This is a genomic window from Rhodococcus sp. RD6.2, assembly GCF_001040705.1.
Taxonomy (GTDB): domain Bacteria; phylum Actinomycetota; class Actinomycetes; order Mycobacteriales; family Mycobacteriaceae; genus Rhodococcus_G.
On record NZ_CVQP01000001.1, the window covers coordinates 229,613 to 247,308 of the forward strand.

At 69.4% G+C, this 17,696-nt stretch carries 13 protein-coding genes; 8 read left to right on the forward strand and 5 right to left on the reverse strand.

Translation table 11 applies throughout. From position 1 onward, the window contains the following. Window positions 1-173 precede the first annotated feature (173 nt). Window positions 174-2,639 (forward strand): DNA helicase PcrA, encoded by a 2,466-nt coding sequence (gene pcrA / locus RHCRD62_RS01040; protein WP_050062814.1) that lies wholly within the window; start codon window positions 174-176, stop codon window positions 2,637-2,639. A gap of 36 nt (window positions 2,640-2,675) precedes the next feature. On the opposite strand, the gene RHCRD62_RS01045 is transcribed toward pcrA, so the two are convergent. Both RHCRD62_RS01045 and RHCRD62_RS01050 read right to left on the reverse strand, forming a co-directional pair. After that, the gene (locus RHCRD62_RS01045) at window positions 2,676-3,344 is read right to left on the reverse strand and encodes a response regulator (protein WP_050063391.1); all 669 of its coding nucleotides are present in this window, start codon (window positions 3,342-3,344) and stop codon (window positions 2,676-2,678) included. Continuing rightward, window positions 3,341-4,549, reverse strand: coding sequence for a sensor histidine kinase (locus tag RHCRD62_RS01050; protein WP_050062815.1), 1,209 nt, complete (start codon window positions 4,547-4,549; stop codon window positions 3,341-3,343). The genes RHCRD62_RS01045 and RHCRD62_RS01050 overlap by 4 nt, the downstream gene beginning before the upstream one ends. Window positions 4,550-4,720: 171 nt before the next feature. Between RHCRD62_RS01050 and RHCRD62_RS01055 the strand changes: the two genes are divergently transcribed. Genes RHCRD62_RS01055 through RHCRD62_RS01065 form a run of 3 tightly spaced genes read left to right on the forward strand, consistent with a single transcriptional unit; the run spans window position 4,721 to window position 8,297 of the window. After that, window positions 4,721-5,092 carry a hypothetical protein gene (locus tag RHCRD62_RS01055; RefSeq protein ID WP_050062816.1) on the forward strand — a complete coding sequence of 124 codons (372 nt, stop codon included), beginning with the start codon at window positions 4,721-4,723 and terminating at the stop codon, window positions 5,090-5,092. Between the two features lie 14 nt (window positions 5,093-5,106). Further along, on the forward strand, window positions 5,107-5,817 hold the full coding sequence (locus RHCRD62_RS01060) for an ABC transporter ATP-binding protein (RefSeq protein ID WP_050063392.1): 711 nt from the start codon (window positions 5,107-5,109) through the stop codon (window positions 5,815-5,817). Continuing rightward, complete coding sequence (locus RHCRD62_RS01065; RefSeq protein ID WP_050062817.1) at window positions 5,814-8,297, forward strand: ABC transporter permease; 2,484 nt, start codon at window positions 5,814-5,816, stop codon at window positions 8,295-8,297. The genes RHCRD62_RS01060 and RHCRD62_RS01065 overlap by 4 nt, the downstream gene beginning before the upstream one ends. Window positions 8,298-8,315: 18 nt before the next feature. Here the strand turns inward: RHCRD62_RS01065 and glsA are convergent, their stop codons facing one another. The 3 genes from glsA to RHCRD62_RS01080 form a co-directional block, all read right to left on the reverse strand. Next, window positions 8,316-9,269: a glutaminase A gene (gene glsA / locus RHCRD62_RS25685; protein WP_050062818.1), complete on the reverse strand. Its 954-nt coding sequence runs from the start codon at window positions 9,267-9,269 to the stop codon at window positions 8,316-8,318. After that, entirely contained in the window at window positions 9,266-10,813 is a 1,548-nt protein-coding gene (gene gadC, locus RHCRD62_RS25690) for a glutamine/gamma-aminobutyrate antiporter GadC (RefSeq protein WP_050062819.1), read from the reverse strand. The genes glsA and gadC overlap by 4 nt, the downstream gene beginning before the upstream one ends. A gap of 314 nt (window positions 10,814-11,127) precedes the next feature. Then, window positions 11,128-12,033, reverse strand: a complete 906-nt coding sequence (locus RHCRD62_RS01080) for a M23 family metallopeptidase (protein WP_084734007.1) — start codon at window positions 12,031-12,033, stop codon at window positions 11,128-11,130. Window positions 12,034-12,457: 424 nt separating this feature from the next. On the opposite strand from RHCRD62_RS01080, the gene RHCRD62_RS01085 reads away from it, so the two are divergent. From RHCRD62_RS01085 to RHCRD62_RS26575, 4 genes are all read left to right on the forward strand, one after another. Then, a complete protein-coding gene (locus RHCRD62_RS01085; RefSeq protein ID WP_050062820.1) occupies window positions 12,458-14,251 on the forward strand; it encodes a hypothetical protein in 1,794 nt (597 codons plus the stop codon). Between the two features lie 145 nt (window positions 14,252-14,396). Beyond that, window positions 14,397-15,566: an ADP-forming succinate--CoA ligase subunit beta gene (gene sucC, locus RHCRD62_RS01090; RefSeq protein WP_050062821.1), complete on the forward strand. Its 1,170-nt coding sequence runs from the start codon at window positions 14,397-14,399 to the stop codon at window positions 15,564-15,566. 13 nt (window positions 15,567-15,579) lie between these two features. Then, window positions 15,580-16,494: a succinate--CoA ligase subunit alpha gene (sucD, locus tag RHCRD62_RS01095; RefSeq protein WP_050062822.1), complete on the forward strand. Its 915-nt coding sequence runs from the start codon at window positions 15,580-15,582 to the stop codon at window positions 16,492-16,494. A gap of 205 nt (window positions 16,495-16,699) precedes the next feature. Beyond that, entirely contained in the window at window positions 16,700-17,641 is a 942-nt protein-coding gene (locus tag RHCRD62_RS26575; RefSeq protein ID WP_050062823.1) for a DUF5336 domain-containing protein, read from the forward strand. Window positions 17,642-17,696: the final 55 nt, after the last annotated feature.

Here is a 17,696-nt window from a genome sequence, read left to right on the forward strand (position 1 = left end):
TGGGGGTGTTCAGGCCACGGGCACCGGAGTCCGGTACCCGTAGAAAAATCGCCAGTGGTGGCGATCGAAGGCGCTGAGCATGGCCCCATTTTGCCATGCGTGAGGGGGTGCGCCCGGTTGGGGTGCGGGCGGCGGACCCCGATGTCGGCGCCCGGCGGTAGCGTGGACGGGCAATGAACACATTCTCCGCTGCAGCCCAGGCCGGCCACCGCACATCCACCGCGGATCTCCTCGACGGACTGAACCCGCAACAGCGGGAGGCTGTCGTCCACACGGGGTCGCCGCTGCTGATCGTGGCGGGCGCCGGGTCGGGCAAGACCGCCGTCCTAACCCGCCGCATCGCCTACCTGCTCGCCGAACGAGATGCCACGCCGAGTCAGATCCTGGCGATCACGTTCACGAACAAGGCGGCCGCGGAGATGCGTGAACGCGTCTCCCAGCTGGTCGGTCCGCGCGGCGGGAACATGTGGGTGGCGACGTTCCACTCGACGTGTGTGCGAATCCTGCGCATGCAGGCGGCGTTGCTGCCCGGCCTGAACTCGAACTTCACCATCTACGACGCGGACGACTCGCGCCGGCTGCTGACGATGATCTCGAAGGACCTCGAGATCGACCAGAAGAAGTACTCGGCTCGGCTGCTGGCCACGCACATCTCGAACCTGAAGAACGAGCTGATCGGCCCGGAGCAGGCGGCCGAGGACGCCGACCGCGACACCAACGAGGTGGTTCGGCTGGTCGCGCGGGTGTACGGGCACTATCAGGCGCGACTGCGGGCAGCGAACGCCCTCGACTTCGACGACCTGATCGGCGAGACCGTCGCGGTCCTGCAGCGGCACCCGCAGGTCGCCGAGTACTACCGGCGCCGCTTCCGGCACGTCCTCGTCGACGAATACCAGGACACCAACCACGCCCAGTACGTGCTCGTGCGCACCCTCGTCGGAGAGGAGGGAGCAGGCCATGTGCCGCCATCGGAGCTGTGTGTCGTCGGTGACGCGGACCAGTCGATCTACGCGTTCCGCGGTGCGACCATCCGCAACATCGAGGAGTTCGAGCGCGACTACCCGCAGGCGCGGACGATCCTCCTCGAACAGAACTACCGCTCCACCCAGAACATCCTGACGGCCGCCAACGCCGTCATCTCCCGCAACACCGGACGCCGCGACAAGAAACTGTGGACGGACTCCGGCGAGGGCGAACTGATCATCGGGTACGTCGCCGACAACGAGCACGACGAGGCGTCGTTCGTGGCGTCCGAGATCGACCGGCTCGTCGACGCCGGGGACGCGAAGTTCGGGGACGTCGCCGTCTTCTACCGGACGAACAACTCCTCCCGCGCGCTGGAAGAGGTGTTCATCCGCCTCGGGTTGCCGTACAAAGTGGTCGGCGGGGTCCGGTTCTACGAGCGCAAGGAGGTACGTGACGTCGTCGCGTACCTGCGGGTGCTGGAGAACCCCGACGACACGGTCAGCCTGCGCCGCATCCTCAACACCCCGCGCCGCGGCATCGGTGACCGCGCGGAGGCGTGCGTGTCCGTGCACGCCGAGCGGCGGGGCATCGGTTTCGCCGCGGCCCTGCGTGACGCCGCCGCGGGCACCGTTCCGCTGCTGAACACCCGCTCGCAGAAGGCGATCGTCGCGTTCGTCGAGATGATGGACGAGATCCGGGACGGCATGCAGCCCGACGACGCCGGACTGATCGACATCGGTGACGTCGTCGAGTCGGTACTCGACAAGACCCGCTACCGGGCGGAGCTCGAGGCCAGCAGCGACCCGCAGGACGGCGCCCGGCTCGACAACCTCAACGAACTGGTCAGCGTCGCACGCGAATTCAGCTCCGACGCCCGGAACGCCGCCGGTATCGAGTCCGAGATCGACGAGGCACTCGAAGGGGCGCTCGCGGCGGCGGGCGAGGACGATCCCGCGCTCGGTGACGGCGAACCCGATCCGGGTTCGCTGGCCGCGTTCCTCGAACGGGTGTCGCTGGTCGCGGACTCCGACCAACTTCCCGACAACGGCGACGGCGTGGTCACGATGATGACGCTGCACACCGCGAAGGGCCTCGAATTCCCCGTCGTCTTCGTCACCGGCTGGGAGGACGGTCAGTTCCCGCACATGCGGGCCCTCGGCGATCCCGCGGAGTTGTCCGAGGAGCGACGCCTCGCGTACGTCGGCATCACCCGGGCACGGCAGCGGCTGTACGTCTCGCGTGCCGTGCTCCGCTCAGCGTGGGGGCAGCCGATCACCAATCCGGAATCACGATTCCTGCAGGAGATTCCGCAGCACCTCATCGACTGGCGTCGGGAGGACCCCGGACCGGGTATGGGCGGTGCGATCGGCGGCGGCCGGTTCCGCGGCGGACAGGGCTACGGCGGCGGCTACGGCGGCGGCGGTGGTTTCGGTGGCGGCGGCTACGGGGGCCGGGAGAAGGCAGAAGCGGCACCGAGTTTCGGCGCAGCACGGCCGCGCAACAACCACCTCGTGCTCGCGGTCGGCGACCGGGTCAGTCACGACAAGTACGGCCTCGGCACCGTCCTGGAGACGAAGGGCGCAGGCCCGACGGCAACGGTGACCGTGGACTTCGGGTCCGCGGGCAAGGTGCGCCTGATGCTCATCGGCGGCGTACCGATGGTCAAACTCTGACGGCTTGCCGTCGGGTCAAGCTCTGACGACCCACCCTCAGGGTGTGGGAGCGCCGGGGGTCACGATGCCGTGGTCGAACGCGTACACGATGGCGGCGGCGCGGTCGCGCAGGTCGAGTTTGACGAAGATGTGGCCGACGTGCGACTTCACCGTCACCTCGGAAATCCCCAGGTCGAGTGCGATCTCACGGTTCGTGAGACCGCGGGCGATCCGGACGAGCACGTCGGCCTCCCGCGCGGTCAACTCGCCCGGTGCCTCGCGCCGGGGGGTCGCCGCGGACCGGTAGGCGGTGAGCACGCGTCCCGTCACCGCCGGGTCGAGGCACGATCCTCCGGCCGCCACGGTGCGGACCGCGCGAATCAGGTCCTCGGCAGCCGAGTCCTTCAGGACGAAACCCGCCGCCCCGGCACGCAGCGACCCCGAGAGTAGTTCGTCGTCGTCGAAGGTCGTGAGCACCAACACGGGCGGATGGTCGCCCCGGGACGCCAGGTTGCGCGTTGCGGTGATCCCGTCGACCCGCTTCATCCGCAGATCCATCAGCACCACGTCGGGGCGGTGCTCGTCGACGGCTGTGGGCACCTCGTCGCCGTCGGAACACTCGGCGACGATCGAGAAGCCATCCTTGCGGCGCAAGATCCGGCGCAGTCCCGACCGCACCAGCTCCTGGTCGTCGACGAGCAGTACCCGCACGTCGGGCGCCGTCACGACATACCCGGGAGGATGCGCAGGAACGCCGGCCGACACGATCCGCCCGGCAACGGAACCCGGGCTCGCACCGACCAGCCGTCACGGTCGGGGCCCGCCCGGAGGTCGCCGCCGAGCAACGCGGCGCGCTCGCGCATGCCCCGCAGTCCCGTCCCCGGTGGCCCCTTCGTGCGCCCCGGAGTCGTGGCCAGGCGGTTGCGGACCTCGACGGTGACGGCATCCGGCGCGATCGCAACCCGGACCGCTGCTGCCGTTCCAGGCGAATGCTTGACGACATTCGCCAGCGACTCCTGCGAGATCCGGTAGACGCCGAGACCGGTCGCCGGGCTCACGGAATCGAGGTCACCGGTCATCTCGAAGTCGACGGGCAGGCCGACCCGGCGGAAGTCGTCGATCAGCTCCGGGACGTCGGCGATGCCGGGCTCCGGTCGGTGCGCGGACGGTCCGGAACCGAGCAGTCCCACCGTCCGGCGGATGTCCGCCATCGCCTGCCTGCCGAGCCGTTCGGCGTCGGTGAGCGCGTCGACGGCCTCGTCGACGTCGCGGTCCTGTTCGAGCGCGCGCCGCGCCGCCGTCGTGTGGAGCAGGGTGATGCTCAGCGAGTGCGCGATCACGTCGTGGACTTCGCGCGCGATCCGCTGCCGCTCCTCCGTCGCGGACTGCTCCGCCGCAGTGGCCCGGGCCGCCCGCTCCTGGTGCAGGAGGCGCAGCTGGACCTGCATGAGCCTGCCGATGATCCAGCCGAGCGCGATGATCAGGGCGTACAGCCAGGCGGCGCCACCGAGCGGCCCCAGTGCGGCGAAGGCCAGCGGCACCGCCAGGGACGCGGCCAGGGTCGTCAGGCTCACCGCGAGGCCGGACGTCGCCGCGACCTCGCCCACCATCATCACCAGCAGGAGCGGGGCGAAGTCGAACTGGGTCGCAGGAGGATCCAGCATCAGCAGCGACGTCGCCGCGATCACGACCGCGGCCAGCACCGGCCGCGGGACCAGTGCGCCGGTGCGGACCATGTCGGCGATCATCGGGGCGACCGAGGCGATCACCCCGAGCAGAAGCGGCCAGCCAGGCGGGACGAACGCGTCCCGCTGCGCGACCGCGACGACGGCAATGACGCACGTCGCGACGTGCTCGAAGACGGGCACCCCGACGGGATAGTCGTATCCGCTCGCCGCCAGCCGCTGGCGGAAGAACTCCGTTACCGGCACAGGGTCAGCGTAAACGGGGGTAGGCGGCGGCGCATCCACCCATGACCGGACCTGCATCTCCTACTGCGGTAGGAGACGAGATCCCGACTCCGGCACGGCGACGGGACGCGTCGGTTTTCCTAGGTTTGGTTCCACGATGCAGTCACGTCACCACGGCTAGGGGGCCGAGAGATGTCCTGGACCGAATTCCGAGAACGTCGCCGAGTGCTCGAGGACGTCCTGACCCGGGCCGCGATGGACCCGACGATCGTGCGCAGGCTCGGCGAGATACCGAGCGCTCGTGAGCATTTCCGGTCGCCCGACGAAATCCTGCTGGCGCTGCAGCACCGCTGGAGCGGCCACCTGGCGGCGCTCCTCGACCAGGCGCTGGAGGACGGGTCGACGCCACAGCAGGCGTGGCTGCGGTTGGCGTCCGAGCAGCCGGTGCTCCGCGCCGTGCTGGACGAGGGCGCGACCATCTCCGCCGCGCTGCGCCGAGAACAGCGTGGCGAGCAGGGGATGGTCGACGCCATGGCGACCGGTGTCTCGGCAGCGTCGGCGTGACCGGCCCGCGAGAGGTGACGGTCGAACTGTCCGACGTGGTCCGCGAATACCGCATCGGCGGCGGCCTCGTCCGGGCATTGGACGGCGTGTCCCTGACGCTCGGCGCAGGGGAGTTCGTCTCCGTCGTCGGACCGTCGGGTGCGGGCAAGAGCACCCTGCTGCATCTGCTCGGAGCGCTCGACAGCCCGGACTCCGGCTCGATCAGGTTCCAGGGTAAGGAGATCGGGACCCTCGACGACGGTCAGCAGTCGGATTTCCGGCTTCGCCGCGTCGGCTTCGTCTTCCAGTTCTTCAACCTGATCCCGACGATGTCGGCGTGGGAGAACGTCGCCGTGCCGAGACTGCTCGCCGGTGTCCGGCTCGGCCGGGCGAAGGCCGACGCGATCGCGCTCCTCGACCGGGTCGGGTTGGGGGACCGCGCCGACCACCGGCCGTCGGAGATGTCGGGCGGCCAGATGCAGCGCGTCGCCCTCGCCCGCGCACTGATCATGGATCCCACTCTGATCCTCGCCGACGAACCGACCGGCAACCTCGACTCCGTCACCGGTGCTGCCGTCATGGAGCTGCTCGCCGACGTCGCACACGAACCCGGACGCGACCGCACCGTGGTGATGGTGACCCACAACCTGGACGCGGCGGAGTCGACCGACCGCGTCGTCACCATTCGAGACGGTCGGGTCGGATCGGACCGGCCGGCCACGGTCCGTGTCGGGAGCGGTGGATGATCGGCTCCGGACTGTCCCGAATCCGCGCCCTGAACCTGCGTGAACTGCGGGTCCATCCCGGACGCACCGTCACCTCGGCAGGGGTCGTCGCGGTCGCCGCGTGCCTGCTGGTCGCCGTCTTCGGCATCTCCGGGTCGGTCACCGGGTCTGCCGAGCGGCTCGTCGACGGGGTCGGTGGCGCGGCGGACCTGGAGGTCTCCGGCGTCACGGACAGTGGCTTCGACGAGGGCCTGGCCGGGTTGGTCGCCGCCGTTCCGTCGGTCGCCGTGGCGGCGCCGATGCTCCGGATGCAGGCAGGCCCCGACCGTCTGCTGGTTCTCGGAGCCGACCCGCGTGGCGCCTCGCTCGGCAGCGATCTGGGTCGGCTGGTTGCGCCGGTGGCCGTGGCGTTGGCGACGACTCCGAACGGTGTCGCGGTCGGCCCGGACACCGGACTGGCAGTAGGGGATTCGGTTGATCTGGGTGCGGGAACGGCGACGGTCGCCGCGGTACTCGGCGGCGACGCCCGCGACCTGTCCGGTGGGCGGTTCGTCGTCGCGCCACTGACCACTGCCCAGAATCTCACCGGCAGACCCGGACGGATCGACTCCGTCCTCGTCGCCACCGACCCCGGCGCCGACACCGCGCGAGTGCGCGACGACATCGACGCCGCGATCGGCGGCCGAGCCCTCGTCGCGACGCCGAACCTGCGGGCGCTCCAGTCCAGCGGCGGCATCTCACTGATGCAGGCGCTGACGCTGTCCGCCGCGTCCGGTGCACTGGTGGTCGCGGCCTTCCTCGTCTACAACGTGACCAGCATGGCCGTCGCCTCACGCCGCCCGACGATCTCGCTGCTGCGCGCGATCGGCGGGCGTCGCCGGGTGATCGTGGCCGACCTCCTCGGCGAGGCGGCGGTCCTGGGGATCGTCGGCGGTGTGGTCGGCGCCGCCGCGGGGGTGCTCGTCGGCCGCGCCGTCATCGGACGGATTCCACCCGCACTGTTGCAGGGGGTCGAAGCCGACATCGAGTACATACTGCCGCCGTACGCGATCCCGGCCGCCGTCGCGGCCTGTCTGTTGGCGGCGGTCGCCGCTGCCGCGCTGGCGGCACGGCAGGTGTACGCCGTCGCCCCCGTGGAGGCGCTGGTCCCGGTCGGGGCGTCCAGCATCGACACCGCCACGCGGAGCACGCGTGTCCTCGCACTCGTCGCCGGGGTGTTCGTGGCGGCCTGCGCGGTCGGTGTCGCGACCCAGGCAACGGGACGGGTCGCGGTCACCGCCATCGCGTTGACGTCCGCAGCGCAGGTCCTGCTGTGCTTCGCGGCGGGCCCCTATCTGGTGCGCGCGACGGCCTCGGTCGCCCGGACGCTGGGTACGCCCGGCGTCCTGGCTGCCACCACGCTCGAACGTGCACCCCTTCGCGTCTGGACGACCCTGATGACCGTCGTCGTCGGAGTGTCGATGACCATGTCGACGACCGGCTCCAACACCAACGTGATCGACTCGGCAACAGCGAGTTTCGCGTCACTCGGAGAGGTCGACGCGTACGTCGGCAGCGCCGATCCCGGCGTGTTCCCCACCGCACCGATCCTCCCGTCGTCCGTGGAGGCCGCGGTCGCGGCGACCCCGGGCGTCGCGGGGGTCGGTGAGGGGCAGATGGCGTACACGACCGTCGGGGACAGCAGGGTCATGCTCACCGGACTTGCACCGGGCAGTACCGCACCGCCCGCGGATGCGCTGACGGACGAGACGCGCGAGCGCCTGATCGACGGCGAGGGGGTCGCCGTGTCCCGCGACGTCGCCGCGGCCCTCGACGTCGACGCGGGCGACGTCGTCGACCTCCCCACCCCGACCGGCGTGCACTCGGTCGAGGTGTTGCAGGTCGTCCCGTTCTTCGCCGCGTCAGGAGGTGTCGTGGCGCTGAGCATGACGCAGCTGCGCGCGTGGTTCGAGCGGCCGGGAGCGACGATCCTCGGTGTCCTGTTCGAGCCGGGCGCCGACCCCGAGACCGTCATGGGCGCGCTGCGCGCCGCGCTCCCGGAGGGCATCAACGTGTACTCGGGCGCCGAGAGCGTCCGGGCCGTTGCCGAGTCGGTGCGCGGAGGGACGGTGCTGGTCGCCGCGATGGCCTGGATCGTCGTCGGCGTCGCTGCCGTTGCACTGCTGAACACCCTCACGCTGTCGGTGCTCGAACGCCGTCGGGAACTCGGTGTGCTGCGCGCGATGGGGGCGTCACGTCGTTTCGTCTCCCGGTCGGTACTCGCGGAGGCGGCGGCGATCGGCGTCGTCGGCGGGGTGCTCGGAGCGGCGTTCGGGGCTGCGAGTCAATACGTGACGTCGTTCGCGATGAGCAGCGTGCTCGGAGTCGACGTGGCCTTCGCCACCGGACCGACGCTGCTCGTGTCCACCTGTGTCGCAACAGCTCTCGCGATGGTGGGCGCGGTCGCGCCGGCCGTGCGGGCGTCGCGGCGCACGATCGTGGAGGCGGTTGCCGTGGAGTGAGCGGCCGTCCGTCGGAATTCAGGGCAGGCCCGGGACCCGGAACAGGCCCAGTTTCAGTGCCGTCGCGACCTTGCCGACAGCCGCCTGAGCGCGCACGCTGTTGCCTGCGGAATCGAGCGGCGGCGAGAATCCTGCGATGGCGAGCTTTCCCGGTGAGACCGCGATCAGTCCACCGCCGACGCCGCTCTTTCCGGGAAGACCGACGGTGTAGGCCCAGTCGCCCGAGCGGGTGTACAGACCCTCCATGGTCATCTCCGCGAGCATGTGTGGCACGTTCACGGCGCTGACCACCCGGTCGCCGGTGACCGGGTTGACTCCGCCCGCGGCAAGTGTCGCCCCCATCACCGCCAGGTCGACGGTGTTGACCAGGGTGGAGCACTGCCGCGTGTAGATCTCGCAGGCCTCCATCGGATCCGAGTACATCGCCCCGCCGCACTGCAGCAGCCACGCGATCGCCCGATTGTGCGTGTTGGTGGTCTGCTCGGAGGTGTTGACCGCGTCGCTCAGGGTGATCTGCCGACCGGCGAACCTGGACTGCGCGCCGAGGATCCGTCGCCAGCGGTGCTCCTTGTCGTCGGCCTGCACCGCGCTGGTTGCCGACATCGCGCCCGCGTTCACCAGCGGTGTCAGGGGCATGTCGTCGTTGAGTTCGAGCGCCATCACCGAGTTGAACGGCAACCCGGTCGGATCCGCGCCGATCCTGCGGTGGAACTCTTCCGCGCCGAGGTCCTCCAGCGCGACGGCCATGGTGAACACCTTGGAGATCGACTCCAGCGCGAACTCGAACCTGCTGTCGCCTGCCTCGAACACCTGACCGTCCACGGTGGCCACAGCGACGCCGAACAGTGACGGGTCCACGGAGGCGAGGTACGGAATGTAGCTCGCGTTCTTGCCGCCGGTCACCCCGACGCAGTCCCGGTGGGCGTCGGCGACGGCGGTCTCGACGGCCGCGGGCGCGACGGCGGGGCTCACGCGGTCTCCCCCGTGACGGCCGTGCTGGTGTCGGTCGCCGAGGTGCTGACCACCCCCGGATGGCTGCCCTCCGCCTGCCACGTGAACGGGGCGAAGTCGTTGCCCGGGTCCACCCAGTGTGGCTTGCGCGCGCGGTAGATGAAGAACGGCAGGGACACGAAGAAGGCGGTGAGTGCCAGCAGGATCACCACGAACACGACCGGGCTGCCGACGGCGATCTGATCGGGGGGGATGAAGCTGAATACGAAGGCAAGCAGTGCGCCGGTGAACCCGGCGCCGGCCACGATCCACATGCCGGCGACTCCGCCGGGGATCCGGTACGGGCGAGGCCGGTTCGGCTGACTGAACCGGAGGTAGATCGCTGCCGCGAACATCAGCAGGTACATCACTAGGTAGAGGATCACGGTGAGCTGGCTGAGGATCTGGTAGGCCGCCTGCACGGAGGGCAGCACCACGAACAGGATCGAGAGCATCGTGACCGCGAGAGCCTGGATGAGCATGATGTGTGTCGCCATGCCGTGCCTGTTGGTCGCCTGGAAGAACCGGGGCAGGTATCCGGCCTTCGCGACCTGCAGCAGGCCGGAGGACGGTCCCGCCACCCAGGTGACGACGCCCGCGAGTACGCCGATTGCGAGGGCTGCGGCCATGATCGGTGCCGCCCAGGAGATCCCGGCCCACCTGAACATGTCGACGTACGCGGTGAGCAGGGACTGGGTCAGGTTGATGTCGGTCCGGGGGACGACGAAAGCGATGGCGAGCGTGCCCAGGACGAAGATGACCACGGTGCCGAGCGCCGCGATGCCCACCGCGATCGGATAGTTTCTCGTCGGGTTCTTGACATCCTTGACGTGAATCGCATTCATTTCCATACCCGCGTAGAAGAGGAAGATGCTCGCGGCCAGGACAACGTTGCTGAAGTTGTTGAAGTTGGGGATCAGCTCTCCCCACTCCAGGTCGACATGCGACTTGTTGCCTGCGAGGACGTACGAGAAGCCGAGCACGATCAGGATCGCGGCAGGGACGATGGTGCCGACAATGCCGCCCCATTTGGCGACGCGGGCAAAGGAGTTCACGCCCCGAAAGGCGATGAATGTCGCCAGCCAGTACACCGCGAGCACGATGACGAGAACGAAGATCTTGTTCGACGACAGCTGCTCGGCGAAGCTCAGATCTCGGTCGGTGTAGGCCAGTGAGACGGCCGCGAATGTGAGGGCGGTGGGGAACCAGACGCTGACCTCCACGAACAGCATGAACATCGCGAGAAACGCCCATTTGGCTCCGAAAGCCTCACCTACCCAACGGAATACGCCACCTTTTTCCGGCCAGCCGGTGGCCAGCTCTGCCGCGACGAGGGAGACGGGGACGAGGAAGAAGAGCGCCGCGAACAGGTAGTAGAAGATCGATGAGAGGCCGTACTCGGCCTCCGCGGGCAGGCCTCGGAGGCTCACCACGGCAACGATGTTCATGATCGCGAGCGCGAAGATGCTGATCTTGCCTACGGGTGCTCGGGTTGCTGTGGTCTTCGAGGGATCCGCGGGCGCCATGATGCCTCCTCGTGCCGTTGATCGCCGGTGAGCTGTACAGCGCGACGACTCGGATGGCGGCGCAGGGTCAACGAGACGGGCACATCCTTCGCGGACACAGCACCGTAATCGCATGGTCGTTCGGTCGTCGATCAGTAAACCGTCGTTGTGCGCTTCGTCGTCGCCGACGCTAGTCGCGTCGGCCCGGAATCGCTCGGTGAACGGGCGTGGTCGCCAAATCGTTAGTAGTTGTCAGGATGGGCGCCGACGACTCGGGCCGCCTCCCCGAGCGGGGAAGACGGCCCTCGATGATGTGTGGGTGTGGTGCGCGGAGTTCAGTCGCGCTCGACGCCGAGGCTGATGCCGCGGGTGGCGAGCCAGGGGAGCGGGTCGATCTTGTTGTAGCCACCGAGATGCACCTCGAAGTGCAGGTGCGGGCCGGTGGAGAAACCGCGGTTGCCCATGCGTGCGATCTGGTCGCCCGCCATGACCTGCTGGCCGACCGACACCAGGGACGAGTCGATGTGTCCGTAGACGGTGACTGTGCCGTCGGCGTGCTGCAGGCGTACCCACATGCCGAAGCCGGAGGCCGGGCCGGAGTCGATGACGACGCCGTCGGCAACGGCGTAGATCGGGGTTCCGATGGCGTTGGCGATGTCGACACCTGCATGCAGCTCGCCCCATCGGGCGCCATAGCCGGAGGTGTAGGCGCCGAGCGCGGGGAGTGCGAACAGTGGGCGACGGGCGGCGAGGTCGCGGGCGGCGCGCTCGGCACCGAGTCGCTCGCCCTTCGCGAGGAGGTTGGAGAACTGGCTCAGGTCGGCGGGATCGGCGACGTTGAGCACCTGCGGCGCCTGCGACGAGCTCGCGGTGTCGGCGGCGAATTGTGCGGCCTGCGGCTCAGCGGTCGACGCGATGGTGGAGGCGTCGTCAGCGGCGGCGAGCGTGAAGTCGGGAGAGGCTTCCGGTCCGTCGCCCGCGGCCTGCCCTGCGGCGACGACTGCGCCTGCGGCGACGGCCACGACTGCGGCGCGGCCCTTGAGGGCGGTGGGCGGAGTGGGGATGCGGTGCGCTCCACCGCGGCGAGCGGGAGCTGCGACATTCGCATGATCGGACGCGGGTCGGTCCGTGCTGTTCGTGAGCGGGGGGAACTCGTGCAGAGCCGGGACGATCGCGGTGGGTCCGTCGTCGACCTCGTCATGCTCGGTACTGGGGTGAGGCGTCGTGGTGCGGTAGTTCATGGAGCCGTGGGTCTCGAGACGTGATGACCCGGTGTAACGCGGAGCCGAGTACTGCGGATGTGAATACGTGCTCGCGTCGTCTCCCGCCATCCAGTCCCTGCGTCTACTCGGGTCCGGCGTCGGGGCCTGCTGCGGCATGACGGTCTGAGCTGCGATGTTGTCGGCATAGGAGAAGTCCGGTACTGGGACGGTGCCGTAACTGTGGGTTGTGGAGGGCGCGCGGTGTCTGGACAACCTGCCGTCCTCCATTCGTGACCCGTCTGTGACTTTGCCTCAGCGACGGTAACGAAACGGCCGCAACAGCCGCAACCTCTGCGTACACGTGACCCAACAATGTGAGATGCATCACAAATGCATCACGGACGAATCCCGAGGTCGTCTCGTCGTCCGCCACTCGAGGAGTTCCCCGCTAGCGTCGGGCGCCGTGTCCACCACATCGCGTCCGGTCCTCGCACCGACCTCCGGCAGCGACCCGGCGCCGAATCCCACCCGGCCTGCCGTCGCCGCCACCGCCGCAGCTCTCCTCGGCGCGGTGCTGCTGGTCGCGGCGCCCGTTCTCGGTGTGGTCGGTCCGAACACAGGGCCTGCAGTGGGCGCCGCCGCCGCGGTGGCGCTCGCCTGCGCTCTCCTTCCACCACTTCTCGCCGTTGTCGCGCTCGCCCGAGGCGCAGTCGCCGCGGCCGGTGCCCTGCTCGCGGGCTCGGGCGGCGTCACCCTCGGAATCGTCGTGCTCGACGCCGCCCTGTGGAGCGACCCGATCGACGCCAACCGCCTCGACCTGTTCCGGCCGCTGACCGCAGCGCACCTGCATGCGGGCGCGGGCGCCATCGCCCTCCTGGTCGGCCATGCCCTCGCAGTCGTCGCGGGGATCCTCGGACTCGTCGCCGTCACCAGCGCCGCACAGGTCGACGGATACGGGCTCGGCGCGGATCCCGCGCTCGACGGTGCGCCCGTCGCCCGCCGCATCGGGCCCCTGTCGGGCGTCGTCGCGGTCGGTGCCGCGCTGCTGCTCGGCGCAGGATCGTTCGGCGTGCCCTGGGCAACCACCGACCCCGTGCTGGTCGTGCATCCGCTGCTCGGCTCGAACGCTCCGACGGCGATCGGTGTCGCGCTCGTGGTGCTTGCCGTCCTGGTCGTGGTGGCGGCCGCCCTCGCCTCGGAGTCGACCGACGTCGCTGCGGCCGCGGTCGTCGGTGCCGGACTCGGCGCACTCGGACTGTTCGGTTCTCGTGTTGCGGCGGGTGTCGCGGCCGGCGGCGGAGTGTCCGTCGCGGCCGGATCGGTGGTGTGCACGCTCGCCGCGCTCGTGCTGATCGCAGCGGGGGCGACCATGCCTGCGGCGGCTCGGGTTCGTGCCCGGTCCGCCACCGATGTCCGGGTGTCGAGCACCTCCCGCGCAATGGCCCACCGCGCTCGTCAGGCGCGCCGGCACGCTGTCGCAGGAGCGGCAGGCGTCGTGTCGGGCGCGCTCGCCGTGGTCGGGTCGCTGCTTCCCGTGTTGACGGTGCCGGACGGCGTCGACCGTCCCCACGTCCTCGTCGCCCGAGTTGCACTCGTCGCAGGCGCGATCCTGCTCGTCTCCTCGACGGCACTGCTGCTTCCCGGATTCGCGCCCGTCATCCGGCCTGCCGTCGCTGTCGTGTGGGCCGCTCAGTTCGCCGCCGTAGCTGCGGTGTTGCAGGCTGTCGTCGTCGCCATCGACGTCCCCGGTGTCGGTATCGGCGCCGGAACCGTCCTGCTCGGAGCGTCCGCGCTCGGGGCCGTCGCGACGGGAGCGCTGTGCTGGCATGCGGGTTCCGTCGAACGTGACGCGGTAGATCATTCCGTCGGAACCCCGTGGCGGCGTGGGGTCCTCCTGGTCGGGGTTCCCGCGGTCGTCGTCTCGACGATCGCGCTGGCCCTTCCCCTCTATACCGGCCCCGGCTACGCGCCCGACGCGGTGACCGACTGGCCGTGGGGATGGGACACGTGGGGCAAGGGAGTACTGGTGGTGACTCTCGTGGTCACCGTCCTGACAGCGGCACGGGCCCGCCCGGCGCGCGCAGGGGTGGGGGCGGTTGGGGCCGCATTGTCGATGGGCGTATACCTGACTGGGTGGCCCTTGACCAACAGTCGGATCGCCGAGGCGGCTATCGGACCGGGAACCTGGGCTGCGATCATGGGTGTGGTGCTGTTCGTGGCGACCGCCGTCGTGGCGGTTCGGCCTAGACGGCCGTGACCTGCAGCGCGCCACATCGGACTCCGTGACATATGCCACATAGCACCAAGGCGAGGGCTGCGTCACGGAATCAACTAGATATTGTCCCGGACGGACCCGCTCCTACCCCTCGAGCGGGCGTCAACGCAGACGAGACGGTGAGCAGATGGATCTCTTCGAATACCAGGCGAAGGAACTCTTCGCCAAGCACGATGTGCCGACGTCGGCCGGCCGTGTTACCGACACTGTCGCCGGAGCCCGCGAGATCGCCGAGGAAATCGGCAAGCCCGTGATGGTCAAGGCGCAGGTCAAGGTCGGCGGCCGCGGCAAGGCCGGTGGCGTCAAGTACTCGCCCGACGCGGACGCCGCGCAGGCGAACGCCGAGGCGATCCTCGGCCTCGACATCAAGGGCCACGTCGTCAAGAAGCTGCTGGTCGCAGAGGCGAGTGACATCGCCGAGGAGTACTACATCTCCTTCCTGCTCGACCGCACCAACCGCACCTACCTGGCCATGTGCTCGGTCGAGGGTGGCGTCGAGATCGAGGTCACCGCCGAGGAGAACCCCGACGCCCTCGCGAAGATCCCCGTTGACGCCGTCAAGGGTGTCGACCTCGCGTTCGCGCGCAGCATCGCCGAGGCAGGAAAGCTGCCCGCAGAGGTGCTCGACGCCGCGGCCAACACGATCCAGAAGCTGTGGGAGGTCTTCATCAAGGAAGACGCTCTCCTCGTCGAGGTCAACCCGCTCGTCCGTACGCCCGACGACCAGATCCTCGCCCTCGACGGCAAGGTCACCCTGGACGCGAACGCCGACTTCCGTCAGGCCGGCCACGCCGAGTTCGAGGACAAGGACGCGACCGATCCGCTCGAGCTCAAGGCCAAGGAGAACGACCTCAACTACGTCAAGCTCGACGGCGAGGTCGGCATCATCGGCAACGGCGCGGGCCTGGTCATGTCGACCCTCGACGTCGTCGCCTACGCAGGTGAGAAGCACGGCGGCGTCAAGCCCGCCAACTTCCTCGACATCGGTGGCGGCGCCTCCGCAGCCGTCATGGCCGCCGGTCTCGACGTCATCCTGAACGACGTCCAGGTCAAGAGCGTGTTCGTCAACGTCTTCGGCGGCATCACCGCCTGTGACGCGGTCGCCAACGGCATCGTCGGCGCCCTGGAGACCCTGGGTGACGAGGCCAACAAGCCGCTCGTCGTCCGTCTCGACGGCAACAACGTCGAGGAGGGTCGCCGCATTCTCGCCGAGGCCAACCACCCGCTGGTCACGGTCGTCGCCACCATGGACGAGGCCGCCGACAAGGCCGCCGAACTCGCGTTCGCAGCGAAGTAAGGGACACAGAACAATGGCTATCTTCCTGACCAAGGACTCCAAGGTCATCGTCCAGGGCATCACCGGCGGCGAGGGCACCAAGCACACCGCACTGATGCTCAAGGCCGGCACCCAGGTCGTCGGCGGCGTCAACGCCCGCAAGGCCGGCACCACCGTTTCGCACACGGACAAGGACGGCAACCCCGTCGAGCTGCCCGTCTTCGCTTCCGTCGCCGAGGCGATGGAGAAGACCGGCGCGGACGTGTCCATCGCGTTCGTTCCCCCGGCGTTCTCCAAGGACGCCATCGTCGAGGCCATCGACGCCGAGATCCCGCTCCTCGTGGTCATCACCGAGGGCATCCCGGTGCAGGACTCCGCGTACGCGTGGGCCTACAACGTCGAGAAGGGCAACAAGACCCGGATCATCGGCCCCAACTGCCCCGGCATCATCACCCCCGGCGAGGCGCTGGTCGGCATCACCCCGGCCAACATCGCGGGCAAGGGCCCCGTCGGCCTGGTCTCGAAGTCCGGCACCCTGACCTACCAGATGATGTTCGAGCTGCGCGAGTACGGCTTCTCGACCGCCATCGGCATCGGCGGCGACCCGGTCATCGGCACCACGCACATCGACGCCATCGAGGCGTTCGAGAACGACCCGGAGACCAAGCTCATCGTCATGATCGGCGAGATCGGCGGCGACGCCGAGGAGCGTGCGGCCGATTACATCAAGGCCAACGTCACCAAGCCGGTCGTCGGCTACGTCGCGGGCTTCACCGCCCCCGAGGGCAAGACCATGGGCCACGCAGGCGCCATCGTCTCCGGTTCCTCGGGCACCGCGCAGGCGAAGAAGGATGCACTCGAGGCAGCCGGCGTCAAGGTCGGCAAGACGCCGTCCGAGACCGCGGCTCTCGCGCGTGAGATCCTCCAGACCCTCACCGTGGGCGCGTAACACACCCACTCGACGCCGACGGGCACCTGCAATTGCAGGTGCCCGTCGGCGTTTGCGCGTCCGAGACAGTGGCGCCACTCCAGCACCACGCGCCACCGGCTCGGCGCGGCGGCGTGCGCTAGCGTTGTGAGGCACCGCCCGTGTGACGAACAGCCCTGCGGCGGCGCAGACGCCGAATTCAGCGCCCACACATCGAGGAGCCGAGATGACGTACCCGCCCACCGGACCCGGTTACCCGTCCTCGGGCCAAGCGGGCCCGGGTCAGCCGCCGTCCGCTTCGGCACCCGGCGGCGGGAGCCTGACCTCCAAGCCGTTGCCGTACCTGTTCTCGATCGCCGTCCTCGTTCTCGGCATCGCGGGCTTCCTCTTCGGATTTGCGCCGTACATGAAGGTCACCGCCTTCAGTGCCGCCGCCGTCTCCCAGAACTCCTTCGAGGGCGGCTACCCCGTCATCGGGCTCGCACTGCTGCTGATCGGCGGCCTGCTCGCCGGCGTGTCGCTGCTGCCGGGGCAGTCCCAGCCGGCGGCTGCGGCGGTGACTTCGCTCGTCGGATTCGTCGTCGGACTCTTCTTCGTGTTCAACCTGTCCGACGGTGTCAGCCTGGCGTGGGGAGGCATCCTCGGCCTTGTCATCGCCTTCGTGCAGGCGGCTCTCGCCGTCGCGCTGCTGCTGTTCACGGTCGGTATCGTCCAGCCGCCCACCCCGCGCAGCGCCGGCTATCAGACGCAGCCGTTCGGGGCGCCGGGATATGGCGCGCAGCCCGGATACGCGCCCGGTTACGGTCAGGCACCGCCGCAGGCAGGCCAGACCGGTTACGGTCAGCCGCAGGCCGGATATGCGGCTCCCAACCCCTACTCGGCCCCGCAGCAGCCGTACGCGCCTCCGCAGCAGTTCGGGCAGGCCCCTCAGTTCGGACAGGCTCCCCAGCCCGGACAGGCGCCGCAGTACGGCCAGCCCCAGCAGTACGGGCAGGCCCCGCAGTACGGCGAGCCTCAGCAGTACGGCGAGCCTCAGCAGTACGGGCAGTCGCAGCATGCTCAGGGCGCGACGCCGCCCTCGGCCACGCCGGATTCGGCCACCGGATCCACGCCCGCCGCACCGACGCAGGCATTCGGCGTCGACAAGCCCGAGAAGTCCGACGACTGATGCCGCGGCGATGAACTCCGTGCTCAGCCGCGGCGGCGCGCGCTCGGACGGAGGG

Coding starts and splice junctions, on each gene's coding strand:
- pcrA (WP_050062814.1), top strand. CDS start 174: ATGAACACATTCTCCGCTGCAGCCCAGGCCGGCCACCGCACATCCACC.
- RHCRD62_RS01055 (WP_050062816.1), top strand. CDS start 4,721: ATGTCCTGGACCGAATTCCGAGAACGTCGCCGAGTGCTCGAGGACGTC.
- RHCRD62_RS01065 (WP_050062817.1), top strand. CDS start 5,814: ATGATCGGCTCCGGACTGTCCCGAATCCGCGCCCTGAACCTGCGTGAA.
- gadC (WP_050062819.1), bottom strand. CDS start 10,813: ATGGCGCCCGCGGATCCCTCGAAGACCACAGCAACCCGAGCACCCGTA.
- RHCRD62_RS01080 (WP_084734007.1), bottom strand. CDS start 12,033: ATGAACTACCGCACCACGACGCCTCACCCCAGTACCGAGCATGACGAG.
- sucC (WP_050062821.1), top strand. CDS start 14,397: ATGGATCTCTTCGAATACCAGGCGAAGGAACTCTTCGCCAAGCACGAT.
- sucD (WP_050062822.1), top strand. CDS start 15,580: ATGGCTATCTTCCTGACCAAGGACTCCAAGGTCATCGTCCAGGGCATC.
- RHCRD62_RS26575 (WP_050062823.1), top strand. CDS start 16,700: ATGACGTACCCGCCCACCGGACCCGGTTACCCGTCCTCGGGCCAAGCG.